The sequence below is a fragment of the Shinella sp. GW821-FHT11G07 genome, from assembly GCF_058808115.1.
Map to the genome: position 1 here is coordinate 73,970 of NZ_JBXARJ010000013.1, position 24,961 is coordinate 98,930.

At 62.8% G+C, this 24,961-nt stretch carries 22 protein-coding genes; 15 read left to right on the forward strand and 7 right to left on the reverse strand.

Annotation, left to right across the window (positions count from 1 at the left end; genetic code table 11):
- Nucleotides 1–41 precede the first annotated feature (41 nt).
- On the reverse strand, nt 42–1,988 hold the full coding sequence (locus AC1RT2_RS23365) for a hypothetical protein (RefSeq protein WP_493105780.1): 1,947 nt from the start codon (nt 1,986–1,988) through the stop codon (nt 42–44).
- A gap of 409 nt (nt 1,989–2,397) precedes the next feature.
- On the opposite strand from AC1RT2_RS23365, the gene AC1RT2_RS23370 reads away from it, so the two are divergent.
- Together AC1RT2_RS23370 and AC1RT2_RS23375 are read left to right on the forward strand one after the other, a co-directional pair.
- The gene (locus AC1RT2_RS23370) at nt 2,398–3,780 is read left to right on the forward strand and encodes a nicotinate phosphoribosyltransferase (RefSeq protein WP_493105782.1); all 1,383 of its coding nucleotides are present in this window, start codon (nt 2,398–2,400) and stop codon (nt 3,778–3,780) included.
- 57 nt (nt 3,781–3,837) lie between these two features.
- Complete coding sequence (locus tag AC1RT2_RS23375) at nt 3,838–4,173, forward strand: DUF6665 family protein (protein ID WP_493105784.1); 336 nt, start codon at nt 3,838–3,840, stop codon at nt 4,171–4,173.
- Nucleotides 4,174–4,176: 3 nt separating this feature from the next.
- On the opposite strand, the gene AC1RT2_RS23380 is transcribed toward AC1RT2_RS23375, so the two are convergent.
- Genes AC1RT2_RS23380 through AC1RT2_RS23390 form a run of 3 tightly spaced genes read right to left on the reverse strand, consistent with a single transcriptional unit; the run spans nt 4,177 to nt 6,984 of the window.
- Nucleotides 4,177–5,427 (reverse strand): hypothetical protein, encoded by a 1,251-nt coding sequence (locus AC1RT2_RS23380; protein WP_493105786.1) that lies wholly within the window; start codon nt 5,425–5,427, stop codon nt 4,177–4,179.
- 49 nt (nt 5,428–5,476) lie between these two features.
- On the reverse strand, nt 5,477–6,349 hold the full coding sequence (locus tag AC1RT2_RS23385; protein ID WP_493105788.1) for a DUF817 domain-containing protein: 873 nt from the start codon (nt 6,347–6,349) through the stop codon (nt 5,477–5,479).
- An 8-nt stretch (nt 6,350–6,357) separates the two neighbouring features.
- Nucleotides 6,358–6,984 (reverse strand): ribonuclease D, encoded by a 627-nt coding sequence (locus tag AC1RT2_RS23390; protein WP_069061521.1) that lies wholly within the window; start codon nt 6,982–6,984, stop codon nt 6,358–6,360.
- Between the two features lie 110 nt (nt 6,985–7,094).
- Here AC1RT2_RS23390 and AC1RT2_RS23395 point away from each other — a divergent pair, with 110 nt between their 5' ends.
- Together AC1RT2_RS23395 and AC1RT2_RS23400 are read left to right on the forward strand one after the other, a co-directional pair.
- Entirely contained in the window at nt 7,095–7,373 is a 279-nt protein-coding gene (locus tag AC1RT2_RS23395; protein WP_069059996.1) for a hypothetical protein, read from the forward strand.
- 57 nt (nt 7,374–7,430) lie between these two features.
- On the forward strand, nt 7,431–8,462 hold the full coding sequence (locus AC1RT2_RS23400; RefSeq protein WP_493105789.1) for a hydroxyacid dehydrogenase: 1,032 nt from the start codon (nt 7,431–7,433) through the stop codon (nt 8,460–8,462).
- 53 nt (nt 8,463–8,515) lie between these two features.
- On the opposite strand, the gene AC1RT2_RS23405 is transcribed toward AC1RT2_RS23400, so the two are convergent.
- The 3 genes from AC1RT2_RS23405 to AC1RT2_RS23415 form a co-directional block, all read right to left on the reverse strand.
- On the reverse strand, nt 8,516–8,770 hold the full coding sequence (locus tag AC1RT2_RS23405) for a GlsB/YeaQ/YmgE family stress response membrane protein (protein ID WP_069059994.1): 255 nt from the start codon (nt 8,768–8,770) through the stop codon (nt 8,516–8,518).
- 93 nt (nt 8,771–8,863) lie between these two features.
- Nucleotides 8,864–10,153 carry an L-rhamnose catabolism isomerase gene (rhaI, locus tag AC1RT2_RS23410; RefSeq protein WP_493105790.1) on the reverse strand — a complete coding sequence of 430 codons (1,290 nt, stop codon included), beginning with the start codon at nt 10,151–10,153 and terminating at the stop codon, nt 8,864–8,866.
- A gap of 11 nt (nt 10,154–10,164) precedes the next feature.
- Nucleotides 10,165–12,258 carry a bifunctional rhamnulose-1-phosphate aldolase/short-chain dehydrogenase gene (locus tag AC1RT2_RS23415; protein WP_493105791.1) on the reverse strand — a complete coding sequence of 698 codons (2,094 nt, stop codon included), beginning with the start codon at nt 12,256–12,258 and terminating at the stop codon, nt 10,165–10,167.
- 221 nt (nt 12,259–12,479) lie between these two features.
- Between AC1RT2_RS23415 and AC1RT2_RS23420 the strand changes: the two genes are divergently transcribed.
- The 11 genes from AC1RT2_RS23420 (at nt 12,480) to AC1RT2_RS23470 (ending at nt 24,961) form a co-directional block, all read left to right on the forward strand.
- Nucleotides 12,480–13,292 (forward strand): DeoR/GlpR family DNA-binding transcription regulator, encoded by an 813-nt coding sequence (locus AC1RT2_RS23420; protein WP_069059992.1) that lies wholly within the window; start codon nt 12,480–12,482, stop codon nt 13,290–13,292.
- Nucleotides 13,293–13,327: 35 nt separating this feature from the next.
- A complete protein-coding gene (gene rhaS, locus AC1RT2_RS23425) occupies nt 13,328–14,314 on the forward strand; it encodes a rhamnose ABC transporter substrate-binding protein (protein WP_069059991.1) in 987 nt (328 codons plus the stop codon).
- A 224-nt stretch (nt 14,315–14,538) separates the two neighbouring features.
- A complete protein-coding gene (locus tag AC1RT2_RS23430) occupies nt 14,539–16,035 on the forward strand; it encodes a sugar ABC transporter ATP-binding protein (protein ID WP_493105893.1) in 1,497 nt (498 codons plus the stop codon).
- On the forward strand, nt 16,032–17,015 hold the full coding sequence (locus AC1RT2_RS23435) for an ABC transporter permease (RefSeq protein WP_493105794.1): 984 nt from the start codon (nt 16,032–16,034) through the stop codon (nt 17,013–17,015). Before AC1RT2_RS23430 ends, AC1RT2_RS23435 begins: the two co-directional genes overlap by 4 nt.
- Nucleotides 17,008–18,012 (forward strand): ABC transporter permease, encoded by a 1,005-nt coding sequence (locus AC1RT2_RS23440; RefSeq protein ID WP_493105796.1) that lies wholly within the window; start codon nt 17,008–17,010, stop codon nt 18,010–18,012. The genes AC1RT2_RS23435 and AC1RT2_RS23440 overlap by 8 nt, the downstream gene beginning before the upstream one ends.
- Nucleotides 18,013–18,015: 3 nt before the next feature.
- The gene (gene rhaM, locus AC1RT2_RS23445) at nt 18,016–18,330 is read left to right on the forward strand and encodes an L-rhamnose mutarotase (RefSeq protein WP_493105798.1); all 315 of its coding nucleotides are present in this window, start codon (nt 18,016–18,018) and stop codon (nt 18,328–18,330) included.
- A 4-nt stretch (nt 18,331–18,334) separates the two neighbouring features.
- Nucleotides 18,335–19,705 (forward strand): FGGY-family carbohydrate kinase, encoded by a 1,371-nt coding sequence (locus AC1RT2_RS23450; protein ID WP_493105800.1) that lies wholly within the window; start codon nt 18,335–18,337, stop codon nt 19,703–19,705.
- Between the two features lie 551 nt (nt 19,706–20,256).
- Entirely contained in the window at nt 20,257–21,858 is a 1,602-nt protein-coding gene (locus AC1RT2_RS23455; RefSeq protein ID WP_493105802.1) for a globin-coupled sensor protein, read from the forward strand.
- A gap of 129 nt (nt 21,859–21,987) precedes the next feature.
- Nucleotides 21,988–22,287: an STAS domain-containing protein gene (locus tag AC1RT2_RS23460; RefSeq protein WP_069059984.1), complete on the forward strand. Its 300-nt coding sequence runs from the start codon at nt 21,988–21,990 to the stop codon at nt 22,285–22,287.
- Entirely contained in the window at nt 22,284–22,649 is a 366-nt protein-coding gene (gene cheY1, locus AC1RT2_RS23465) for a chemotaxis response regulator CheY1 (RefSeq protein ID WP_069059983.1), read from the forward strand. Before AC1RT2_RS23460 ends, cheY1 begins: the two co-directional genes overlap by 4 nt.
- A gap of 23 nt (nt 22,650–22,672) precedes the next feature.
- Nucleotides 22,673–24,961, forward strand: coding sequence for a chemotaxis protein CheA (locus AC1RT2_RS23470; protein ID WP_493105805.1), 2,289 nt, complete (start codon nt 22,673–22,675; stop codon nt 24,959–24,961).

The window sequence follows — 24,961 nt, forward strand, 5'->3', positions numbered from 1 at the left end:
CGATCTCCGCGGGCTTTTTCGTTACGAGGTTTTGGGGGCGCTCAGGCCCAGTAGTCGCCAAGCTTCTGGTAGAAGACGAGGCCGGGCTCGATCACGCCGACCATCTCCGCCGTCTTCTCGCGCTTGCGGGCCATGTCGGCGCTTTCAGGCTCGCCCTCGGAGGCGTCCGCTTCCGCGTCCTGCTGTGCTGCGTCGTCGCCTCCGGCTTCACTGTCTGCCGCGTCTTCACCGGCAGCTTCGTCTTCTTCTGTATTCCTGTTCTCCGACCATTCGAGGTCTTCCTCGGCAGGCAGGTAGGGAACGAAGGCAAGCGGTATTCCGTCACGCGGCATCGCTGCCGGGAGCAACCTGTCCGGCGTCACGTCGACCACCGTTGCCGATTGGGCGGCTGAGCGAGCCGGCATCGGCAGCGCCTCGTCCTGCTCTGTAACCTGCCGTGGCGAGGAGAGGGCGGTCTCAGGCTTTGCCTTGTTGCCTTCGGCCGCCGTTTCGGTCTCGATGGCCTGCTGTACGCTCTCCTCCGGGTGGCCGGTCTCGGCGAGTTCGAGTTCCGGCTCAACCATCGCATCGAGCGGTCGCTCCAGCAGTGCCCGAAGAAAGCTTGCTTCCTCGGGCGAGAGATTTTCGACCAGATGAGCCACCGCCTGCATCAGCAGGGCGGGCGGTACATCACGTGCCACGGCTTGCAGCACGCTGCGGGCCAGCGCCTGTCCCGTCGCGTTGGCGGTCTGTGCCTTTGCGGGCAGTTCCTCCCGCTTTGCTGCCGGTGTCGCGGTTTCAGGTTCTTCCGCATGTTCACCGTGGCGGACGACCCCTGCTACGGCTTCCACGGGCTGCTGGTCGCCGTGTTTGGCGATGGGCAGCGGCGAATGCAGCTCTGTCCGGGCTGCCGCATTTGTTTCGGCGGGCAAGCGGTTTACCAAGGCGGGATCCAGCCGGCCGGCAACGGCCTCCGCCGCGCGTGCCACCACGGCGCGTGGCTTGCTGCTGCCGTCGGCATCGAAGATGCTTTTCAGCGCCGCTTGCAGCGCACGCGCATCGCCGGATTGGCCCGCCTGCTGCGTGCCTTGGCGGCCGATGGCGATAAGTTGCTGGGCGGTCAGGCCGAGTGGCTTGCGCTCCGCACCGGCAGCATGAAAACTGTTGTCGCCCTGGTCGAGATCGACGTTCGCAAGGAGAGCGGCCAGTTTTTGCGCTTCCGGCCCGCTCGGATTGCGCAGGATCTCAGCGAGCACGCGCGCCGGAATGGCAGAGAGCAGATTGCCCTGGCGGCCGATGATGCCAAGCTGCTGGTTGGCAAGGCCAATCGGCTTCTGCTGGTGCTCTGCCCCACCTTCGTCGGCGATCGGAAGGCCCGTTGCGATAAGACTGGCAAGCTTTTGAGCTTCCGGCCCGCTTGGATTGCGCAGGGCCTCGGCAAGCACACGCGCCGGAATGGCGGAGAGCGGGTTGCTGCCCTGGCGGTCGAGAATGGCGAGCTGCTGGAGCGTCAGGCCGAGCGGTTTCTGCGGATGTTCCGCACCTCCGCCATGAAAGTCGCCACCGTCAGGAAGCGAAAGGCTGGTCGCAATCAAGGTGGCGAGTTTCTTCGCCTCCGGCCCGTTCGGGTTGCGAATGATTTCGATCAGACTACGCGCGGGCATGGAGGAGAGCACGGTGCTGATCAGCTTTTCCACGCTCGGGCGAAGTTCCGGCGGAAGCTTGGCGAGAATATCGGCAAGCTTGCGGCCATTCTCGCCCTCGCGGCCCGGCAGGGTCTTCAGCGCGACAAGTAACGTCTCGAGCAGGTCACGACTGGGGCTCGCCTCGGCGCCTGACGGCAGATGCTTGAGCATGGTTTCGATGAGCCGGAGCAGCACGTCCGCCCGAAGATTGGCGAGTGCGGCGGCGGAGAGCTGCGGCCTGGCGGTCGCATCGACCGAGCCACCCGCCGGAAGGGCGGGGGAGGGCTGCGAAGTCCCGGTCGTTGTTGCCACGCGCGGCAGCATGCCTGCCTCCTGTTCTCCATCGCCGATGCGTTCCCGCATCGCCAAGGCCTGCCAATGTTCCATCGTCCGTCGGATGGCGCATCATGCGCGACGCTGCGAAGGGTGAGCATTCGGCCCGGACGAACCGGGCATTTTACGCGGAGGCGGCGGGCAATCCGGCAAGCACTGAACCGCTTAACTGTACCGGACGGGAGGAACCCTGGACTCCGAACATCTACTGACCCTTACAATTGGCATTTTATGGTTAACGAAATCCTAATACGGGCGAAAAACCTTCGCATGTGCAGCAACGACAGCAAGATTTCACCTCTTTTACAGGGGCTTGCCCCTTATGCTCACCTCGCGTAAATCTTCCCCACACTGTTAACCGCCGATACATGCGGGCCGCGGATGCGGCGGAGATCTCTCGATGAACCTCACCAATTTCATCCTCAACACCGACAGCTACAAGTTCAGCCACTACCTGCAATACCCGCCGGAAACCCGCGCCATCTCCTCCTATGTCGAGGCACGCGGCCATTCCGAGCAGGCAGAAGTCTTGTTCTTCGGCCTCCAGATGTTCCTCAAGGAATATCTCTCGAAACCGGTGACGGAAGCGGATGTGGACGAGGCCGAAGCGATCGTGACGGCGCACGGCCTGCCGTTCAACCGCGCGGGCTGGACGCATATCGTCAACAAACATGGTGGCTTCCTGCCGCTCTCCATCGAGGCGCTGCCGGAGGGCACATTGGTGCGCCGTGGCGTACCGGTTGCGCAGGTCGTCAACACAGATCCCGACTGCTACTGGCTGACCTCCTATATCGAGACCTCGCTTCTGCGCGCCATCTGGTATCCGAGCACGGTCGCCTCGAACTCGCGCAAGGTGAAGCAGATCATCCAACCGATCCTCGACAAGACCTGCGACGACCCTGCCGCCGTCTTGCCTTTCCGCCTGCACGATTTTGGCGCGCGTGGAACCACGAGCTTCGAGCAGGCGGGCATCGGTGGCGTGGCCCATCTCGTCAATTTCATGGGCACGGATACGGTGAGCGCGGTGCTCTTTGCACGCCGCTACTACGGTGCGGACATGGCCGGTTTTTCGATCCCGGCATCGGAACACTCGACCATGACCTCTTGGGGCCAGGAGCATGAGGCCGATGCCTATGGCAACATGATCGACAAGTTCGGCGCCAAGGGCCTCTATGCCGTCGTGTCGGACAGCTACGACATCAACAATGCCGTCACGGAAATCTGGGGCAAGCAGTTGAAGGACCGGGTGCAGTCTGCCGGCGGCACGCTCGTCGTCCGGCCGGATAGCGGCGACCCGGTGGAAACGCCGGTGCAGGTCGTGCGCCAGCTCGCCTACGCCTTCGGCACGCACCTCAATGCCAAGGGCTACAAGGTGCTGGACAACAGCGTGCGCGTCATTCAGGGCGACGGCATTTCGCCGGCCGATATCGGTCTCATCCTCGGTCGGCTGGAGGCTTTCGGCTTCTCGGCGGAGAACATCGCCTTCGGCATGGGCGCGGGGCTTTTGCAGAAGGTCAACCGCGACACCTATTCCTTCGCCATGAAGGCCAATGCGCGGCAGGACACGCAAGGGGCCTGGCATGACGTGTTCAAGCGCCCGGCGACCATGAACCTCAAGGCCTCGAAGGGTGGTCGGCAGGCCGTAGTGGCAGGCGCCGGTGGCCTGGAAGCCGCCCGCAGCGACCAGCTGGTGGGCCGCGAGAACCTGCTTCAGCCGGTCTGGCGCGACGGCCAGCTGCTGCGCGACTGGACCTTCGACGAGATCCGTGCCCGCGCCGTCTGACCTCTTGCAACCGCGCGTGCGCCGCGCCATCTTTCGCTCGTTGACTGGAGACGAGAGATGACGGTTCGCCCGCCACAGGCCCTTGCCCCCTCTTTCACCAAGGATACGGGGCTCAATATCCTCGAATACGAGTTGATGTCCGAGCGGGCCGATGCGCTCGGCCGGCACGGGCTGAAGGTCGAGAAGGCTCTGGCGCTGCTCAGTGAGCGCCTTGCCGCAGGATGCGGCGAAACCGAACGCGAAGACCTGCTGAACGACGCGGCCGACAAGGTCTGGGCCTTCTTCATCCAGCGGGAAATGTGCGGCCTGCGCAGCCAGAAGGACGCGGTCCGCCGCTACGGCATTCCGCCCGAGGTGATTGCAAGGCTCGGCATCGTGCGGCGGAAGGCGTAGGCGTCAGGCGACGAGCTGGCGCGTGATCAGATCGTAGATGCCGTTGTCGTCGACCCGCAGTGCAAAGACCTCTTTCTTCGCCTCTTCCCGTTCTTCCAGTTCGCGGGTGCTTGCGGCATCAAGGTTGCGGATCGCCTCGCCGGTGGTTTCGGCCGCGGCTTCCTTGTTCTTGAACAGGGTGTTGTCGGTTTTCGCAGGCGCTTTGTCGGTAATCTCGGTGGCTTCCGCGCCTGCCGCGAGCAACTGAATGGTATCGAGCGCAGCGGCGGACGGATCGGCGGCTTTCTTGTCTTTCGTCTTGCCGGCGCTCGCGTCTTCGTGGGCTTCGCCGACAGCGTCCTGAAGCTCCTGTACGTCCTCGAGCTTCTTGCCGGCTTCCAGCTTGCGGATCGTGTCTTCGCGCTCTTTGCGCGTCTCCGCATCCTCGACGCGGGTCGGGTCCCGCCGGGTGCGGTCGAGCTTCAGTTCCTCGATCGATTTCGGGTTCGCCGCGTCTTCCAGACGGGCGAGCACCTTCTGCATCTCGGGTGTCAGCGCCTTTTCATCATGCGCCTTCTCGGCCAGCGCTTCCTTCACCCGCTCGGCTTCGGTGCCGTAGGGATTGCGGATCGCGGCAACGAGGTCGCTCGCTGCGAGGCCGAGCTCGGAGAGGCCGGTCTTCTTCTCCAATGTCGCGATATCGGCAGGCAACTCGCCGCGCTGGCGCGTCAGCATGCCGGAGAGGCGCTGTTCGAAGTCGGCGTCCGTCTCGTCTTCGCCCTGCGTCACGTCGGCGGTCAGCGCGAGGCGTGCGACGAGGTTTGCCGTCGCATCGTCGGAGGGGCCGCTCATCGCCTGCTTGACGGCAGTTAGTGTCGTGCCGAGCGAGCCGAGGGTGACGTTGAGCGTGCTTCCCTTGGCGGGAAGTGCGATGCCGTCGATGAGCGTCAACTGGTCGGCAAGGCGCTGGGCGAATTGCCGGCTGGATTCACCATCCTGCTGGGTGAGGCCGAGTGCATCGCTGAAGCGGGATACCAGCTTGGCAAGCGTGTCTTCGGCTCCGGCATTGCTGCCGAAGAAATGTTCGTTGATACGGGCGTTCGCCTGGCGTGCCGTGTCGTCCGAGCGCAGATGTGCCTGCTCTCGAATTTCGTCGGGCTTGCGCCCGCTCGCCTTCTCCGCTTCCTTGCGCTGGCGTTCCTCCAGCGTCTCGACGATCGACTGCATCGCCGAGACGGCGGCAGTGGATTGCGCGCTCTGCAGGGGTGTCAACATGGCAACCTCCGGTCTCATCGGAGGATAGGACGGGTCTATTAACCAGGCGTTAATCCTGTGCCCGTCGGATTTCGGGGGTATCCGGCGGCTGCGGCCGGCAGACGACCGTCACCAGCACGAAGCTGACATAGAGCAGGAGATACCACGATCCGAGCTTGGTGAAGGGCACCATGTGCCAGGTCTTTTGCCCCGGATAGAGCCACACACCCGTCGCCGTACCGATGTTTTCGGCGATCCAGAGGAAGATGCTGGTGAGGAATGCCGCGACGACGAGCGGCATCCAGCGCGGCTTCGCCTCCACCGTATAATAGATGCGCACCCGCCAGAACAGCAGCACCGTCGCCGCGAACAGCACCAGGCGGATATCGATGATGAAGTGGTGCAGGTAGAAATTGGCATAGATCGCGATCGCCAGCAGCGCCGTCATCCAGAAGGGCGGATAGTGCGTGAAGCGCATGTCGAAGATGCGGATGGCGCGCGCCATGTAGCTGCCGACCGAAGCATACATGAAGCCGGAAAACAGCGGCACGCCGCCAATGCGGAAGATAGCGTCCTCCGGATAGACCCAGGAGCCCATATGGACCTTGAAGATCTCCATGGCCGTGCCGACGAGATGATAAATCAGGATGACCTTCGCCTCCTCCAGGCTCTCCATCTTCAGCTTGAGGAAGGTGACCTGAATAGCGAGCGCCATCAGAAAGAGGGCGTCGTAGCGATGGATCGGCCAGTCAGGCTGCCAGATGAGCTTCGTCAGGATGATCAACCCGAGCATGAGGGCGCCGAACAGGCAGGCCCAGGCCTGTTTCAGCCCAAACAGGATGAACTCGGCAAGCCCGGGAGGAAGGGCCGCAAGCCGGCCGCGGATCAGCCGCCGCAGCGGTTCCAGCGCCGGCCCGGTCTGATGCTGCTGTCCGTTTTCCACGGACTGGCTCAGCTATGCGCGAAAATGTCGGTCTCGTCCCAGCCGAGCAGATCGAGCTTGGCGCGGGTCGGCAGGAAGGCGAAGCAGGCATCCGCATGGGCAAGCCGGCCGTCACGCACGAGGCGGGCATTGAGCTTGTCGCGCAGCGCGTGGAGGTGGAGCACGTCGGACGCGGCATAATCGAGCTGCGCCGGCGACAGCGTTTCGGCCGCCCAGTCGGAGGACTGCTGATGTTTGGAAATGTCGACTTCGAGCATTTCCTTGAGATTGTCCTTCAGGCCGTGCCGGTCGGTGTAGGTACGCGTCAGGCGCGACGCGATCTTGGTGCAGAAGACCGGCGTGGTGGTGACGCCGAAGGTATGGAACAGCACGGCGATATCGAAGCGGCCGTAGTGAAAAATCTTCTGGCGGCTCGGGTCTTCCAGCATGGCGACGAGGTTCGGCGCTTCCTTCTGGCCGGCAGCGATGCGGATGACATCCGCCGTGCCGTTGCCCGGCGAAAGCTGCACCACGCACAGCCGGTCGCGGCGCGGGATTAGGCCGAGCGTCTCGGTGTCGATGGCGATCGCACCGGTATAGCGGGCCGCATCGGCCGCCGAGATGTCACCTTCGTGATACCGGATTGCACTTGCCATGAAAAACCCCATCTAAGCAGCACGAATATCCGCAGGCCTATAGCGCAAGTTTTTGCCCTGCGGTACCTCTTTGTGGATTGCGAAGGATCGGCCGCCGGCCGGAAGAGATGATGACGATACGATTGACCCTTGCCGCCCTTGCCATGCTGACGATCGTCCCGACCGCCCAGGCGCAGGTTTTTCACGACCTGCCGGGCGTTGTCACGACGGAAGAGCATGAGGCCGAAGATCGTGTGACATGCGAGCCGCGCTATGTTCCTCCGCCGGAAAACAGTTCCAGGCAGATATGGGGACACACCGTCTATGATTGCGTACGTGGCGGCGTGACGATCACCGGTAGAGGCCAGCCACTGTCACGCGAGCGGAGTTTGCGCGGTCTCGACTGGTAAGACACAGGCCGCCCCTTCGCTTCGCCCATCCCATCGAGACTGTCATCCGGAGGAGCCATGACCGACGATACCTTGCCGCTGGTGATCAGCGCGCCCGAGCCGCGCACGCTGGACCTGATCTTCACGCCGGCGGCGGAGGCCGAGCTGCGCAGGACCTACCGGATCGTCGAGGCTGATGCGGAAAACGTTGCAGGGCTCGGCGACGATGTCCTGGCGGAGGCGCGCTACATTCTCGGCCAGCCGCCGCTTTCGGCAGAAACGCTGGCGCGCATGCCGAAGCTGCGCTCGATCCTCAATGTCGAAAGCAACCTCCTCAACAACATGCCCTATGAGATCCTGTTCGTGCGCGGCATCCATGTCGTGACGACGGGGCAGGTCTTTGCCGAGCCGGTTGCCGAACTCGGCCTTGCCATGGCGCTGAACCTGGCGCGCGGCGTGATCGACGCGGATGTCGCCTTCCGCGAAGGACAGGAGCTGTGGGGCGGAGAGGGTAATCAATCCGCCCGCCTGTTGTCCGGTTCCGAGATCGGCATCGTCGGCTTCGGTGATCTCGGCCGCGCGCTGAACCGCCTGCTCTCCGGCTTCCATGCAAAAATCCGTGTCTTCGATCCCTGGCTGCCGCCGTCCATGCTGCGCGAGGCGGGCGTCGAACCGGCGTCGCTCTCCGAAGTGCTGGCGATGAGCGATTTCGTCTTCGTCGTTGCGTCAGTGACGAGCGAGAACAAGGGCTTTCTTGGCGCAGAGGCTTTCGCCTCGATGCGCAAGGGCGCTGCCTTCATCCTGCTCAGCCGGGCGGATGTCGTCGATTTCCCGGCACTGATGGCGGCTGTCGAAACCGGCCATATCGTTGCGGCAAGCGACGTCTATCCGCAGGAACCGCTGCCGCTCGAGCATCCGGTGCGCACGCTCAAAGGCTTCGTTCGTTCGGCGCATCGCGCCGGCGCGCTCGACAGCGCCTTCAAGAAGATGGGCGATATGGTGCTGGAAGACATGGCGCTGATGGACCGCGGCCTGCCGCCGATGCGCTGCAAGCGCGCTGAGCGCGAGACGGTGTCGCGCATGCGATCGAAACCGGTCAGCGTCAACTGAAAGAAAAGGCCGTGGCGGGAAACCGCCACGGCCTTTTCGATTCTTGATGGTGGTCAGGCGCGTTTGATGACCTTGATGAGCACGAGCAGGATCACTGCGCCGATCGTTGCGTGAATGATGGCGGCAAGGATGCCGCCGCCGATCGAGAAGCCGAGCCTTGGAAACAGGAAACCGGCGATGAAGGCGCCGACGATGCCGACGACGATGTTGCCGACGAGGCCGAAGCCGAAGCCCGAGACGATCAGGCCCGCAAGCCAGCCGGCAATGGCGCCGACGATGAGGAAAACGAGAATGCTTTCAATGCCCATACTATGCTCCCTTTGACAGTTCCATCTGTCTCTGCTGAATCTGGCAGCCGTTCTCAGGAAAGCAAGGGGCGCTGAAAACTTCTCTTCAGCCGCTCAGACGATGCCGCCGCCGCCACTCGCAACCGCCGGCCGCTCGCTTGTCACCTTCGCCCGGTAACCTGCCGACCGATAGGTCGCGACCGGATCGATCGCGCCGCCCGCGCCCAGCCGCGCCATGGCAAGGATCGGCTCGACATCCGTGCGGAAGCCGGCCTTCAGCGTTTCGGAGGCCATCAGAGCATCGTTGCCGTCCTGGTAGCCGACAAGGGCTGCGCGGTCGACGATCAGCCCCTGCGCATAGGCGCGGCACACTTCCATGGCGCTGCGCATCAGGCTTTCGATCGGGTCGGTGACGTTGTGGCTCTGGTCGAGCATGTGTGCCGGTGAAAAGCCCTCGGCTTTTCGCACTTCGGCATCGACCAGCTCGTTGAAGACGAGGAAGAGCCGGTAGGGATCGATCGAACCCGTATCGAGGTCGTCGTCGCCATATTTCGAATCGTTGAAATGGAAGCCGCCGAGCTTCTTGAACTGGATGAGCCGGGCGACGATCATCTCGATATTGACGTTCGGCGCATGATGACCGAGATCGACGAGGCAATAGGCCTTGGGGCCGAGCTCCTGGGCGATCAGGTAATTGCTGCCCCAGTCCTGCACGACCGTCGAATAGAAGGCAGGCTCGTACATCTTGTGTTCGGTGAAAAGCCGCCAGTCTTCCGGCAATTCCTTATAAATGGCCTTCATCGCATCGAGATAGCGCTCGAAGCTCTTGGTGAAGTTGGCCTGGCCCGGAAAGTTCGTGCCGTCGCCGATCCACACCGTCAGCGCCTTGGAACCCAGCGCATTGCCGATGGCGATGCATTCCAGATTGTGCTCGACGGCCTGCTGGCGCGTTGCGGCATTGGCGTGCGACAGCGAGCCATATTTATAGGAATGCTCCTGCTGCGGCGCGTCAGAGAAGGTGTTGGAGTTCATCGCGTCGAAGCCGAGGCCCAGCGCATTGCCCCGTTCCTTCAGCTCCTTGAGGTCCGTGACCTTGTCCCACGGGATATGCAGGGAAACGGCCGGTGTCGCGCGCGTCAGTTCCTGGATGACCGCGCAGTCCTCCAACTTGTCGAAAATGTTGCGCGGTTCGCCCTCGCCGGGAAAGCGGGCAAAGCGTGTACCACCGGTGCCGACACCCCATGAAGGTACGGCGACCGCATAGGCCGCGACCTTGTTCTTCACCGCATCGATATCGACGCCGCGACGGGCAAGCTGCGCGCCGAGATGCTCATAGTCGCTCTTCAGGTCGGCGAGACGCCTGTCGTTCTCGCGCCCAATCACGTCCTTGGAAATCATCGTCATGACAAAATTCCTCAGCGCGTGAAGGACTGGGCATTGCCCGCGTCGACATTGACGATGTTGCCGGTCGATTTGGCCGACATGTCGGAGGCAAGGAAGTAGATAGCCTCGGCGATATCCTCCGGGAAGACCGAGAGCTTCAGCATGGAACGCTCGCGGTAGTGCGCTTCAAGATCGTCGGTTTTGTAGGTCGCGGCGCGCTGTTCCTTCCACTCGCCGGTCCAGATTTTCGAGCCGCGCAGCACCGCATCCGGGTTCACCACGTTGACGCGGATCTGCTCGGATGCGCCTTCAAGCGCAAGGCAGCGGGCAAGATGAATTTCGGCGGCCTTGGCCGTGCAATAGGCGGATGCGCCGGGGGAGGCGGCAAGGCCATTCTTGGAGGCGACGAAGACCACGTTGCCGCCCGCCTTCTGCCGGCGGAAGATGCGGAAGGCTTCGCGCGCCACGAGGAAATAGCCGGTCGCGAGAATGCCGATATTCTTGTTCCACAGCTCCAGCGTCGTCTCCTCGATGACGGCGGAGGAAGCGAGGCCGGCATTGGAGACGAGGATGTCGAGACCGCCGAACTCGACAAGCGTATCGGCAAAGCTCTTTGCCACCAGCGCCTCGTCGGTGACGTTCATGGCGACCGAGCGCACGACATCCTTGCCATAGCGGCTTGCCAGCTCGCTTTGAGCCGCTGCAAGCGCCGCCTCGTCGATATCCGCCAGCACCACGCAGGCACCCTCCGCCATCAGGCGGTTGGCGGTGGCCTTGCCGATACCGCCGGCACCGCCGGTGACGAGCGCGATGCGGCCGGCAAGGCTCTTCGGCTTCGGCATGCGCTGGAGTTTCGCCTCCTCCAGCAGCCAGTATTCGATGTCGAAGGCTTCCTGCTCCGGCAGGCCGACATAGTCCGAGACGCCGGAAGCGTCGCGCATGACATTGATGGCGTTGACATAGAACTCGCCGGAAATCCGCGCCGTCGCCTTGTCCTTGGCAAAGGTGATCATGCCGACGCCCGGTACCAGATAGACGACGGCATTGGGATCGCGCATGCCGGGACTGTTGTCCCGCTTGCAGCGTTCATAATAGGCGGCGTAATCGGCGCGGTAGGCGGCCACCGCATCCGCAAGGCCTGCGAGCGTCTTGTCGATATCCGGGTTGGCAGGGTCGAAATCCACGACCAACGGGCGGATTTTCGTGCGCAAAAAGTGGTCCGGGCAGCTGGTGCCCAGGGCTGCGAGCGGCGCCAGGTTCTTCGATGTCACGAAGTCGAGCACGGCTTCACCGTCGTCGAAATGGCCGACCTTCTTTTCATCGAGGCTGATCATGCCGCGAATGACGGGCATCAGCTTTTCGGCGACCGCGCGGCGCTCGGAGGCAGGCAGAACCGGCTTTACCGCGCCGCCGAAGGCTGGTGCATTGTTGTTGTCCTCGAACCAGCCGATTGCCTTGTTGATGATCTCAACGGTCGTTTCGTAGCATTCCTTCGCCGTATCGCCCCAGGTGAAGAGTCCATGGCTCTCCAGCACGAGGCCGCGGGCTTTGGGGTTTTCCAGGCAGAACTTTTCGAGCCACAGGCCGAGTTCAAAGCCCGGTCGCTTCCAGGGCAGCCAGCCGATATCCTCGCCGAAAATCCGCTGCGTCAGCTCGCGGCTATTCTTCGCGGCGGCAATGGCGATGATTGCATCGGGGTGCATATGGTCGACATGCTTCTTCGGCACATAGGCATGCAGCGGCGTGTCGATCGAGGCGGCGCGCGGGTTGAGGTTGAAGGTGCAGTGGGGGAGGTAGCCCACCATCTCATCCTCATGCTCCAGGCCGCGATAGAGGCCCTTCAGCGCATTCAGCTTCTCCATGTAGAGGGTGGCAAACCCGTCCATCTTGATCGTGCCGACATCGCCGCCCGAGCCCTTGACCCAGAGAACCTCCGCCGCGCCCGCCCCGAGCGGGTCCGTCTCGATGGCCTTCGCCGAGGTGTTGCCGCCGCCGTAATTGGTGATGCGCTTGTCGGAGCCGAGCAGGTTCGAGCGATAGAGCAGGCGCTCCGATTCGCTCATCGTCGACGCCTTCGCGTCATCCCACAGGTTAGCAAGGCGTGCGCCCTGGTTCTTCTCCAGCATCGGCATTTCCTCCCGGTGTTTCTCATGCGCAAGGCGATGGTTCTCATTCGCAAGGCTATCGCCGCGCTTGAACGCATGCTTTCAGATCACATGAGAGTTTCGCCGATGTCAATCATAAACGATCAAAAACAATCATACTGCGCTGCACAATGAAAAAATATGATTGATTGTGATTGACATTGCGCGATCGTGATGGAAGCATTGCAAGCACTGGAGGAGCCATGCACGAGAAGGAAAGACATCGGATCATTCTGTCCGCGGTTCAGGAAAAGCCGGTCATCACCGTGCCCGAGCTGGTAGACCTGACCGACAGTTCCGAGGCGACGATCCGCCGCGACATCGCAGCGCTTCACGTGCAGAAGAAGCTGCGCCGGGTGCGCGGCGGCGCCGAGGCGCTGCATCCGCCACAGTTCGTCGGCCTTGCCGGCCGGCCCTTCACGGTGAACGAGACGCTGAACACCCGCCAGAAGCAGGCGATCGCCAAGGAGGCGGTCGGGCTCTGCGAGGATGGTGACCCGATCATCATCAATGGCGGCACGACGACATTCCAGATGGTGCATTTCCTGACCAACCGCCGCATGCAGGTCTTCACCAACTCGTTCAACATCGCCGAACACCTGCTGAAACATTCGAAGAACACGATCATGCTCTCCGGCGGCACGATCTACCGCGAGCAGAACATCGTGCTCAGCCCGTTCGACAACGACGTGACGCGCAATTTCTATGCGCGCCGCATGTTCATGGGCGCACAGGGCCTCGGGCCGCTCGGCCTGATGGAGGCTGATCCGCTGCTCATCCAGGCAGAACAGAAGCTGATCGATCAGGCGGACGAACTCGTCGTGCTGATCGATTCCACAAAATTCAAGAAGCGCTCCAGCCTCATTCTCTGCGGGCTGAAGCGCATCGCAACCGTCATCACGGATTCGGGCATCGAGGACAGGGATGCCGCGATGCTGGAGGAGGCCGGCGTCAACCTGATCGTTGCAAACGTTCAGACCGACGCCAGAACGCAGACTGCACCCTCCTCGGCATGACGCCGGAGGGTTGATTTTCACTGGGAGGAAACGTCGTGAAAATTCTGAAGACATTGCTTGTGACCGCGGCCGTCTCGGTCGCGATGATGGCAACCGCACAGGCGGAAACCAAGAAGATCGCTCTCGTCGTCAAGGCGCTCGGCATCGGCTTCTTCGAAGCCGCCAACAAGGGCGCGCAGGAAGCCGCTAAGGAACTCGGCGACGTCGAAGTCATCTATACCGGCCCGACGACGACGACCGCCGAGGGTCAGATCGAGGTGATCAATTCGCTGATCGCCCAGAAGGTCGATGCTATCGCGGTTTCGGCCAACGACACAAATGCCCTTGTACCGGCCCTCAAGAAGGCCATGGACCGCGGCATCAAGGTCATCTCCTGGGATTCGGGCGTCGCCCCCGAAGGCCGTTCGATGCACCTCAACCCGTCGTCGAACCCCTTGATCGGCAACATGATCATCAAGCTTGCTGCCGACAATCTGCCTGATGGCGGCGATGTCGCCGTGCTCTCCGCAACAGCCACCTCGACCAACCAGAACGTCTGGATCGAGGAAATGACCAAGGTGCTGCCGAACTACAAGGGCATCAACGTGGTCGCGACCGTCTATGGCGACGATCTTGCCGACAAGTCCTACCGTGAGACGCAGGGCCTCATCCAGTCGCATCCGAACCTGAAGGCGATCATCGCGCCGACCTCCGTCGGCATCGTCGCCGCAGCCCAGGCCGTCACCGACGCCGGCAAGGTTGGCCAGATCAACGTCACAGGCCTCGGCCTGCCGTCCGAAATGGCCGGCCATGTGAAGTCGGGCGCATCAAAATCCTTCGCGATCTGGAACCCGATCGACCTCGGTTACTCGGCCACGATGATCGCCTATGACCTGATCGGCGGTGCGGAAGCCAAGCCCGGCGCGGAACTGAAGATGGGCCGCATGGGCACCGTCAAGCTCGACGACAAGAACGAAGGCGCCATGGCCGACCCGTTCATCTACGATGCCAAGAACGTCGAAGAGTTCGCCAAGATCTTCTGATCTGGCTTTACCCCTTCTCCCTTCGGGGAGAAGGTGGCCGAAGGCCGGATGAGGGGGCTTGGCCGCGGCGTTGCGCCCGTGGCTACCCCTCATCGCCTCGCATTCGCTTGGCATTTCTCCCCGCTGGGGAGAAGAGGAACCGCGACGACGGCACGAAATAAGACAATCGCTCCGAAATTTTGCTGGTGGACCGAGACTTGCTGCAGGACACGACCACATCGCGGATGAAGCCCGCCATCGCACTTGAGGGGATCTCGAAATCCTTTCCCGGCGTGCGCGCGCTCGCCGAGGTCTCGCTCGCGCTCTATCCAGGTTCTGTGACCGCGCTCGTCGGCGAGAACGGTGCCGGCAAGTCGACGCTCGTCAAGATCCTCACCGGCATCTATCAGCCGGATGAGGGGGAAATCCGCGTCGATGGCGTAGAGACGCGTTTTCCGACCGCCACGTCCGCCGCCAAGGCCGGTGTCACCGCCATCCATCAGGAGACCGTGCTGTTCGACGAGCTGTCGGTCGCCGAAAACATTTTTTTGGGGCACGCCCCTCGCACCCGCCTCGGTCTGATCGACTGGAAAAAGATGAACGCGAATGCGCGTGCGCTGCTGTCCCGCGTCGGCGCTGATCTCGACCCGTCGATCCGCCTGCGCGACCTCGGCATCGCCAACAAGCACCTCGTTGCCATCGCTCGCGCGCTGTCCATTGATGCCCGCGTCGTCATCATGGACGAGCCGACGGCTGCCCTGTCACATAAGGAAATCCACGAGCTCTACGAACTGGTCGACCGGCTGAAGGCGGATGGCAAGGCGATCCTCTTCATCAGCCACAAGTTCGACGAGATTTTTCGGATCGCCGACCGCTACACCGTTTTTCGCGACGGGCGCATGGTGGGCGAGGGGCTGATTGGCGAGACGACGCAGGACGATCTCGTCCGCCTGATGGTCGGCCGCGATGTCGGCCAAGTTTTCCCCAAACAGGATGTTGCGATAGGCGAACCGGTGCTCACCGTCTCCGGCTATCGCCATCCGACGGAATTCGAAGACATCAATTTCGAACTGCGCCGTGGCGAAATCCTCGGCTTCTACGGCCTCGTTGGCGCCGGCCGCTCGGAGTTCATGCAGTCGCTGATCGGCATTACCAAACCCTCTGCCGGAGCGATCAGGCTGGATGGTGAGATCAAGGTCATCCGCTCGCCGGCGGAAGCGATCGAAGTCGGCATCGTCTACGTGCCGGAGGAGCGCGGCCGGCAGGGCGCGATCATCGGCCTGCCGATCTTCCAGAACGTCACGCTGCCCTCGCTCACGCGCACCTCGCGCGCCGGTTTCCTTCGCATGGCGGAGGAGTTCGCCTTGGCACGGGAATACACCGCCCGCCTCGATCTGCGCGCCGCCTCGCTCGATCAGGATGTCGGTACACTCTCGGGCGGCAACCAGCAAAAGGTGGTGATCGCCAAGTGGCTGGCGACGCGCCCAAAAGTCATCATCCTCGACGAGCCGACCAAGGGTATCGACATCGGATCCAAGGCCGCCGTGCACGCCTTCATGAGCGAACTGGCGGCCTCGGGACTCAGCGTCATCATGGTCTCCTCCGAAATCCCGGAAATCATGGGCATGGCCGACCGCGTCATCGTCATGCGCGAGGGCCGCATCGCCGGCCGCTTCGAACGCGCGGACCTCACCGCAGAAAAACTCGTGCGCGCCGCCGCCGGCATTCAGGAGGCCGCATGAAACTTTTGCTGAATAACCGCGAAATGCTGCTGGTCGTGGCGATCGTCGCCCTTGTGGCGTTGATCGCCCTCCGCTTCCCGCCTTTCGTCACGCCGGGCAATCTTGCCAATGTCTATAATGACACGTCGATCCTGATCATCCTGGCGCTCGGCCAGATGGCGGTCATTCTGACGCGCTGTATCGACCTCTCCATGGCCGCGAACCTCGCGCTGTCGGGCATGGCCGCGGCGATGATCAATGCGGCGATACCGGGCCTGCCGATCCCGCTCGTCATCCTGACCGCCATGGCGCTCGGCGCCGTGCTTGGCTCGATCAACGGCCTGCTCGTCTGGAAGCTCGACATTCCGCCGATCGTCGTGACGCTCGGCACGCTCACCATCTATCGCGGCTTGATCTTCCTTCTGTCCGGTGGCGCCTGGATCAATGCACACCAGATGAGCGATGCGTTCAAGGCGCTACCGCGCGCAGCCGTGCTCGGCTTCCCGCTGCTCTCCTGGCTGTCGCTCGTCATCATCGGCATTATGGTCGTGGTGATGCGCCGTACACCGCTCGGCCGCGCCTTCTTTGCGGTCGGCGGCAATCCGCATGCGGCGGTCTATACCGGCATCGACGTCGGCCGCACGCGTTTCTTCGCCTATTGCCTCTCCGGCACGCTGGCCGGCCTCGCCGGTTATCTCTGGGTCTCGCGTTATGCGGTTGCCTATGTCGATATCGCAGCCGGCTTCGAACTCGATATCATTGCGGCCTGCGTCATCGGTGGTATCTCGATTGCCGGCGGCATCGGCTCGGTCGGCGGCGCGCTGCTCGGCGCGCTGTTCCTCGGCGTCATCAAGAACGCGCTGCCCGTCATCAACATCTCGCCCTTCGCCCAGATGGCAATCTCCGGCATGGTCATTATCATCGCCGTCGCCGTGAATGCGCGCGCCGAAAAGCGCAAGGGCCGGGTCATTCTCAGGAAAGCGGAGGCTATCCATGGCTGAGACCCAGATGGTTGCGCGCCACATCCCCGATCGGCTGGAAGGCCGCGGCGCGCGGCTGGTGAAAAGCTGGGAGACACTGCTGGTCGCCGTGGCGCTGGCGATCTTCCTCGTCAATTCCTTCGCCTCGCCCTATTTCCTCGATCCCTGGAACCTGTCGGACGCGACCTTCAACTTCACCGAAAAGGCAATGATCGCCTTCGCCATGGCGCTCGTCATCATTTCCGGCGAGATCGACCTCTCCGTCGCGTCCATTATCGCGCTGACCTCCACCGCGATGGGCTACGCCGTGCAACTCGGCTTCGATACGCCGGCGCTAGTCATGGTCGGCCTTGCCACCGGCCTGCTCTGCGGCGCCTTCAATGGCCTGCTCGTCACCGGTCTCGGCCTGCCGTCCATCGTCGTCACCATCGGCACGATGAGCCTGTTCCGCGGCCTCTCCTTCGTCATCCTCGGCGACAAGGCGTTTACCGGCTATCCTGAAAGCTTCTCCTGGTTCGGCCAGGGCTATGTCTGGTGGGTCTTCTCCTTCGAACTCTGCCTCTTCGTGGCACTCGCGGTCATCTACGGCGTCGTGCTGCACAGGACGAGTTTTGGCCGGACGGTCTATGCGATCGGCAACAACCAGACGGCAGCGCTGTTTTCCGGTGTGCGGGTCGGGCGCGTCAAGTTCGTACTCTTTCTTTTGACCGGCCTGATGGCAGCGATCGCCTCGATCTGCCTGACCGCGCGCCTCGGCTCGACGCGCCCCTCCATCGCCATGGGCTGGGAGCTGGAAGTGGTGACGATGGTCGTGCTCGGCGGCGTCAACATCCTCGGCGGCTCGGGCACCATTCCGGGCGTCGTTCTTGCAGCGCTCATCATGGGCATGGTGACCTTCGGCTTCGGCCTCTTGAATGTGCCGGGCATCGTCATGTCGATCTTCATCGGCCTGCTCTTGATCTCCGTCATCGCGCTGCCGATCCTCTATCGGCGCTTCCGCGGCCGCAGGAGCCATTGAGCCATGGAGAAATACGCGTTTCGCATGCGGCTCAATCCCGGCTGCTCGGCCGAATACAAGGCACGGCACGATGCGATCTGGCCGGAGCTTTCCGCCCTGTTGAAGGAGGCCGGCGTTTCGGACTATTCCATACATCTCGACGAAGAGACGAACCTGCTCTTCGGCGTGCTCTGGCGGCGCGACGATCACACCATGGCGGACCTGCCGAACCATCCCGTGATGAAACGCTGGTGGGCGCATATGGCTGATATCATGGAGACGAAGCCGGACAACGAGCCGGTCGCCGTGCCGCTCGTTACCGTCTTCCATATGGATTGAAGCGATGGCCCCGCCAAAAACCATCGCCGTCGTCGATATCGGCAAGACGAATGCCAAGGTCGTACTCGTCGATGGTGAAAGCTTTCAGGAAATCGCCGCGTTCACCATGCCGAACGGCGTGGTGAACGCGGCACCCTATCCGCATTTCGACACGGAAAAGCTCTGGACCTTCATCGTGGAGAGCCTTGGCGCCCTCAACCGCGAGCACTCGATCGACGCAATCTCCGTCACCACCCATGGCGCTACCGCCGCGCTGGTTGGTGAGGATGGTCACCTTGTCCTGCCGGTGCTCGACTACGAGCACGAAGGCCCGCAGGAGCATGCCGACACGTATCGCGCGGTCCGCCCGCGCTTCGAGGAGAGCGGCACCCCGATCATGCCCATGGGACTCAATGCCGGCCTTCAGATCTACTGGCAGTCGAAGCGTTTTCCCGAGGCCTTCGCGAAGGCCCGCCACATCCTGATGTATGCGCAATACTGGTCTTTCCGCCTCACCGGCATCGCGGCCAGCGAGGTAACGTCACTCGGTTGCCATGCCGACCTCTGGGAGCCGCGCAACGGAAGGTTTTCCAGCCTCGTTGCAAGCCAGGGCTGGACCCGGCTGATGCCACCGGTGCGCAAGGCAGGTGACGTGCTCGGCCCGATCCGCCCCGAGGTCGCTGCGGGGACAGGTCTTCGACCGGATGTGCCGGTCCATTGCGGCATCCACGATTCCAACGCCTCGTTGCTGCCCTATGTGCTGACGCGAAAGGAACCCTATGCGGTCGTCTCCACCGGCACCTGGGTCGTGGTCATGGCGATCGGCGCGCGGTCGGTCATGCTGGACGAAGCGAGAGACACGCTGATCAACGTCAATGCGCTCGGTGATCCGGTGCCGTCGTCGCGCTTCATGGGTGGGCGAGCCTTCTCTCTGCTCGGCGGCAAGTCCGGCGAGCTGCCGCCTGCGGCCATCGCTGAGGTGTTGGAGCGTAGCGCCATGCTGCTGCCGTCGCTGCCGGAGGAATCCGGGCCGTTCCCCGGACGCAAGGCGACATGGACCGTGCCGCGCGAAGAGTTGAGCGAGGATGAGGCGCAGGCTGTCATAGCCTTCCACCTTGCCCTCATGACCGCGACTTGCCTCGATCTCATCGGTGCGGACGGACCGGTGATCGTCGAAGGCCCATTTGCCGCCAACAGGGCATTCCTGATGATGCTGAAGGTCGCGATGGACCGCCCGGTGCTGGCTGGCGGCAGCGCGACCGGCACGAGCATTGGTGCTGCCTGCCTTGCAGCGGGCAGGGCGCCGGACCCCGCACTTGTTGCGATTACGGACACATTGCCGAAAAACGCGACGGACTATGCGGCGCGCTGGCGCGCGCTTGCCGGGCAGGGATAATAGCCTTCAGCGGCTATGCTCAGAAAACGCGGGCCTTGGCCGGCGCGCGCGCCGCATCGATATCGAGAAGAAGATAGATGGCGGCGAGTGTTGCGGAAGCAATCACAGTCGCGCCCAATGCCAGAACAATCATTGCTCTTTCCTCCTGACATCATTGTCAGCCTAGGCCCTGACCCTACGCGCGCGACCTTGTCTGAGGCTGACGCAGCATTGGGCAATGTTAATTTTAGCGAACCCGGAAGCAAGCCATGAACTATTAACCTTCAGGCAAGGAATTAACCATAAACATTGAACTACGCGTCGGAATGGGAAATTCGCCGTTTCTCACCCAGGCATGATGCCGACCCGCCGTACCGGATTTGAACCGGTATTCGAGTTTCACCGAATTTGATCATGGATCGACGGGTGGCATCGCGTGCGCCGGCTTGCCGGTACGCTACCGCCCCTTGAGCACGGCCGGTCAGCCAACCTCTCCTCCATGCGAGAATTCAATGAGCCACCCTTTTCGGGCGGCTTGGCATTGTTGGTTTGGGAGCGATTTGGTGCAGGAAATGCCAGCAGAACAGGCCCGAACGGGACAGGCGACCAGCCTGCGCGACCGTTTGCGTTTTGCCGGCGTCGACAGCAGCCAAGGTGATACGCTCCGCCGCCACCGCCAGACGCTCGAACGGCACGTCGAAACGGCGCTTCGCGATCTCTTCCAGCGTTTCCAGACCTTTCCCGATGCCGCACGCCTCTTCCAGAGCGAGCGCCAGATCGACCGCCTGCACGACCTCCAGAGCTCCCACTGGAGCGTGCTGACCGATGCGCGGTTCGATGCGCTTTACGCCGAGCGCGTCAAAGTCCTCTCCGACAGCGAAAGCCAGATGGGTCTCGACCCGCGCTGGCGCATTGCCGGCCATTCTGTCGTCGTCGAAACGGTCGTCTCCGGCCTGATCGAGGACTACTGGCCGAAATCGATTTTCCCCGGCGCCGGCAAGGCGCGCCGCAAGGAACTGACCGACCTCGTCTCCGCCTTCCTGCGCACGGCCTTTGTCGATGCGGAAATCGGCGTCTCGCTGCGTTTCAACGAACTGCGCCACGCCCACCAGCGGGCGCTTGGCGAACAGCGCCGGGAGGACCGCGCCGAACTTGACCGCGTGTTCGGGGATACGATCCGCAGCCTGTCGCAACTCGATTTCTCCGCCCGCGTTGCCGGAGAGATGCCGGATGCCTGGCGTGACCTCGCCGAGACGCTGAACGGTGCGCTCGACGAAATCCAGTCCCGTCTCACGTCGGCAGCCGACCGGGCGACAGAAAGCGACCGTCTCGTCGGCACGCTCGCCTCGGGTGCGGGTGCGCTCTCGGCCCGCTCCGCCGAGCAGTCGGCGACACTAATCGACACGGCAAACGCGCTCGGCAGCATTGTCGAACGGGTCCGCCAGACGCTCGGTGAAACCCGCAAGGCGCAGTCGGCCGCAGCCTCCACACAACAGTCCGTTGCCCACAGCGGCAACATCGTCGGCGAGGCCATGTCCGCCATGGCCGACATCGAGGCTTCGGCGGAAAAGATCGGCCAGATCATCGGCGTGATCGACGAGATCGCCTTCCAGACCAACCTACTGGCATTGAATGCCGGCATCGAGGCCGCACGGGCCGGCGATAGTGGCCGCGGCTTTGCCGTCGTCGCGCAGGAAGTGCGGGCCCTTGCCCAGCGTTCAGCGGATGCGGCCCGCGAGATCAAGCAGCTCGTTACCAGCACGAAGTCGCAGGTCGAAACCGGCGTCGAGCACGTCCACCGCACCCAGGATGCGATCGGCAACATCGTGCGCCAGGTCGAGGGCATCAACGACGCGATCACCGGCATCGTGCGCGTAAGCGCCGTCGATGTAGATGGACTTGGCAGCGTCACGGCCGATATCGGCCGTGCCAGCCGTGCGCTCGAAGCGGACGCTTCGGATGCAGGCCGCGTCGGCGAGGCAGGCGGCGACCTGCATGCTGTCATTCTCGAACTCGGCCGGACGATCCGGGAGTTCCATGTTTCCCCAGGCCGCGATCTTCGACGCCCGGGCCGCCCCGCATCGGTGGACCAGTATGTGGCGCCGGATCGCAACGAAGCGCAGGCGTCTCCCCTCGATTTCCTCTCGGCACGCGCCGTCGGCTTTGGAGGCTGAGATGACGAACAGGCAACCCCGGCATTGGTTCTCGACGGCACGCAGCCGGCTTTCGGAAGAAAGCCATCCGCCCGCAGTGCCGAACAGGGCGACGATGATTTTGGACAGACGCAGACAAGGAACCCGGTAATGGCGAGCAAGAAAGCCGTTCAGAAAAGTTTAAGCCTTGCCCCCGTTCTCGATCTCAACGAGGCGACGGCGCTGCATACCCAGCTCATGGGCCTGAAGGGCAATCCGCTCGTCATCGATGCTTCGGCGGTCGAGCGGGTCGGTGCGCTCTGTGCCCAGGTGCTGATGGCCGGTGCCAAGAGTTGGGAAGAGGACAGGCAGCCCTTCACCTTCGGCAAGGTTTCCGATCCTTTCATGAAGACAATGCAACTTATCGGCGTGAACATTGATCACTTGCTGGCACAGGAGATTCGGCAATGAAGAAAAAAGTCCTCACCGTGGATGATTCACGGACAATCCGGAACATGCTTCTGGTTACCCTCAACAATGCAGGCTTCGAGACCATCCAGGCCGAAGACGGCATCGAGGGTCTGGAAGTTCTCGAAAACGCCAACCCGGATGTCATCGTCACCGACATCAACATGCCGCGCCTCGACGGCTTCGGCTTTATCGAAGGCGTGCGCCGCAACGAGAAGTACCGGGCAATCCCGATCCTGGTCCTGACCACCGAAAGCGATGCCGAGAAGAAGAACCGTGCACGCCAGGCCGGCGCCACGGGCTGGATCGTCAAGCCTTTCGATCCGACCAAGCTGATCGACGCAATCGAGCGCGTAACCGCCTAATTCACTAGTCCAGGATTCTCCCGATGGATATGAACGAAATCAAAGAGATCTTCTTCCAGGAATGCGAGGAGCAGCTCGCGGAATTGGAATCCGGTCTCTTGAAGCTGAACGACGGGGATCGCGACCCGGAAACGGTCAACGCCGTTTTCCGTGCCGTGCATTCGATCAAGGGCGGTGCCGGTGCATTCGGCCTGGATGACCTCGTTTCCTTCGCCCATGTGTTTGAGACGACACTGGATTGCGTTCGATCCAACAAGCTGGAGCCGACCCAGGATGTCCTGAAGGTCATGCTGAAGTCCGCCGACGTTCTGGCGGACCTGACCAATGCCGCCCGCGACGGCGGAAGCGTCGACGAGGCCCGTAGCCGCACACTCATCCGCGAACTCGAAGCCTTGGCGAACGGCGAAACACCGGCGGCTGCTGCCGAAGCGCCCGCGCCAAAACCTGCAGCCGCTGCTCCCAAGGCGGCCGCACCGGCGCCGGTCGTGGAAAAGCCCGCGGTCAACGACGAAGGGTTCCAGCCGATCCCGTTCTCCTTCGGCGATTTCGACGACGAACCGGCTGCGCACTACGTTCCGACCTGTCAGGTCCTCTTCAAGCCGAAGAAGGATCTCTACGCCAAGGGCAACGAGGCCGTCCTCCTGCTGCGCGACGTTTCCCGCCTCGGCGACATGAGCGTCTATTGCGACATGGATGCCTTGCCGACGCTCGATAAGATGAACCCGGAGGAAGCTTACTTCTCCTGGAAGATTTCGGTCACGACCGAAAAGGGCGAGGATGGCGTGCGCTCCGTCTTCGAATTTGCCGAATGGGATTGCGACCTCGACATCCGCACCATCGAGGAAGACGTCGTCAGCGAAGCGGCAGATGACGAAGAGCTGCCGATGCAGCCCGTACCGTTCGACCTGTCGATCCTCGATGATGGCGGTTCTGTCGCTGCCGAGGATGAACCGGCAATCATCGAAAGCGATGCCGCTGCCGCCGTTGCCGCCGCAGAAACCGCAAGCAAGGTTGCGCAGGTCACAAGCCGCGCCGCCGACAATGCCAAGGCCGCTGCCGCCGCATCGGCAGCGAGTGCAGCGCAGGCAAACCAGGCTGCTGCCGCCGGCCAGACGATCCGCGTCGATCTCGATCGCGTCGACCGCCTGATCAACCTTGTCGGCGAGCTCGTCATCAACCAGGCGATGCTTTCGCAGAGCGTCGTCGAGAACGACAGCAACGGTACGTCCTCCATCAATATGGGCCTCGAGGAGCTGCAGCAGCTCACCCGCGAGATCCAGGACTCGGTGATGGCGATCCGCGCGCAGCCGGTAAAGCCGGTCTTCCAGCGCATGGCCCGTACCGTCCGCGAAATCGCCGACATCACCGGCAAGTCGGTGCGCCTTATCACGGAAGGCGAGAACACCGAAGTCGACAAGACCGTCATCGACAAGCTCGCCGAACCGCTGACGCACATGATCCGCAACGCGGTCGACCACGGCCTCGAAATGCCGGAGAAGCGCGAAGCCCTCGGCAAGAACCCGGAAGGCACGGTTCGCCTGACGGCAAAACATCGTTCCGGCCGCATTGTCATCGAGCTTGCTGACGACGGCGCCGGCATCAACCGTGAGAAGGTGCGCCAGAAGGCGATCGACAACGACCTGATCGCGGCCGATGCCAATCTGTCGGACGAAGAAATCGACAACCTGATCTTCCACGCCGGTTTCTCCACCGCCGACAAGGTTTCCGACCTTTCCGGCCGCGGTGTCGGCATGGACGTGGTCAAGCGCTCGATCCAGGCACTCGGCGGCCGCATCTCGATCTCGTCGAAGCCGGGCCAGGGCTCCGTCTTCACCATGAGTCTGCCGCTGACGCTTGCCGTTCTCGACGGCATGGTGGTCACGGTTGCCGGCCAGACGCTCGTCGTGCCGCTGACGGCCATTGTCGAGACCTTGCAGCCGGAAGCCTCCGCCATCCATTCCTTCGGCGCCTCGCAGCGGCTTATCTCGATCCGCAACTCGTTCTGCCCGCTGGTGGATGTCGGCCGGATCCTCAATTTCCGCAACATCCAGGCCAACCCGATGGACGGCGTGGCACTCCTCGTCGAATCGGAAGGCGGCGGCCAGCGCGCCCTCATGGTCGATGCGATCCAGGGCCAGCGCCAGGTCGTCATCAAGAGCCTCGAGGCGAACTACACGCACGTTCCGGGCATCGCCGCGGCGACCATTCTCGGCGACGGCCGCGTGGCCCTCATCCTGGACGTCGATGCGGTGGTTGCCGCATCGCGCGGCCACTCCCTGAGACAAGACATCTCGCTTGCTGCAACCGGTTGA

Coding starts and splice junctions, on each gene's coding strand:
- AC1RT2_RS23470 (WP_493105805.1), top strand. CDS start 22,673: ATGGATATGAACGAAATCAAAGAGATCTTCTTCCAGGAATGCGAGGAG.
- AC1RT2_RS23450 (WP_493105800.1), top strand. CDS start 18,335: ATGGCCCCGCCAAAAACCATCGCCGTCGTCGATATCGGCAAGACGAAT.
- rhaM (WP_493105798.1), top strand. CDS start 18,016: ATGGAGAAATACGCGTTTCGCATGCGGCTCAATCCCGGCTGCTCGGCC.
- AC1RT2_RS23420 (WP_069059992.1), top strand. CDS start 12,480: ATGCACGAGAAGGAAAGACATCGGATCATTCTGTCCGCGGTTCAGGAA.
- AC1RT2_RS23435 (WP_493105794.1), top strand. CDS start 16,032: ATGAAACTTTTGCTGAATAACCGCGAAATGCTGCTGGTCGTGGCGATC.
- rhaI (WP_493105790.1), bottom strand. CDS start 10,153: ATGACGATGATTTCCAAGGACGTGATTGGGCGCGAGAACGACAGGCGT.
- AC1RT2_RS23375 (WP_493105784.1), top strand. CDS start 3,838: ATGACGGTTCGCCCGCCACAGGCCCTTGCCCCCTCTTTCACCAAGGAT.
- AC1RT2_RS23430 (WP_493105893.1), top strand. CDS start 14,539: ATGAAGCCCGCCATCGCACTTGAGGGGATCTCGAAATCCTTTCCCGGC.
- AC1RT2_RS23455 (WP_493105802.1), top strand. CDS start 20,257: ATGCCAGCAGAACAGGCCCGAACGGGACAGGCGACCAGCCTGCGCGAC.
- AC1RT2_RS23390 (WP_069061521.1), bottom strand. CDS start 6,984: ATGGCAAGTGCAATCCGGTATCACGAAGGTGACATCTCGGCGGCCGAT.
- AC1RT2_RS23380 (WP_493105786.1), bottom strand. CDS start 5,427: ATGTTGACACCCCTGCAGAGCGCGCAATCCACTGCCGCCGTCTCGGCG.
- cheY1 (WP_069059983.1), top strand. CDS start 22,284: ATGAAGAAAAAAGTCCTCACCGTGGATGATTCACGGACAATCCGGAAC.
- AC1RT2_RS23460 (WP_069059984.1), top strand. CDS start 21,988: ATGGCGAGCAAGAAAGCCGTTCAGAAAAGTTTAAGCCTTGCCCCCGTT.
- AC1RT2_RS23365 (WP_493105780.1), bottom strand. CDS start 1,988: ATGCTGCCGCGCGTGGCAACAACGACCGGGACTTCGCAGCCCTCCCCC.
- AC1RT2_RS23405 (WP_069059994.1), bottom strand. CDS start 8,770: ATGGGCATTGAAAGCATTCTCGTTTTCCTCATCGTCGGCGCCATTGCC.
- AC1RT2_RS23440 (WP_493105796.1), top strand. CDS start 17,008: ATGGCTGAGACCCAGATGGTTGCGCGCCACATCCCCGATCGGCTGGAA.
- AC1RT2_RS23395 (WP_069059996.1), top strand. CDS start 7,095: ATGACGATACGATTGACCCTTGCCGCCCTTGCCATGCTGACGATCGTC.
- AC1RT2_RS23370 (WP_493105782.1), top strand. CDS start 2,398: ATGAACCTCACCAATTTCATCCTCAACACCGACAGCTACAAGTTCAGC.
- AC1RT2_RS23400 (WP_493105789.1), top strand. CDS start 7,431: ATGACCGACGATACCTTGCCGCTGGTGATCAGCGCGCCCGAGCCGCGC.
- AC1RT2_RS23415 (WP_493105791.1), bottom strand. CDS start 12,258: ATGCTGGAGAAGAACCAGGGCGCACGCCTTGCTAACCTGTGGGATGAC.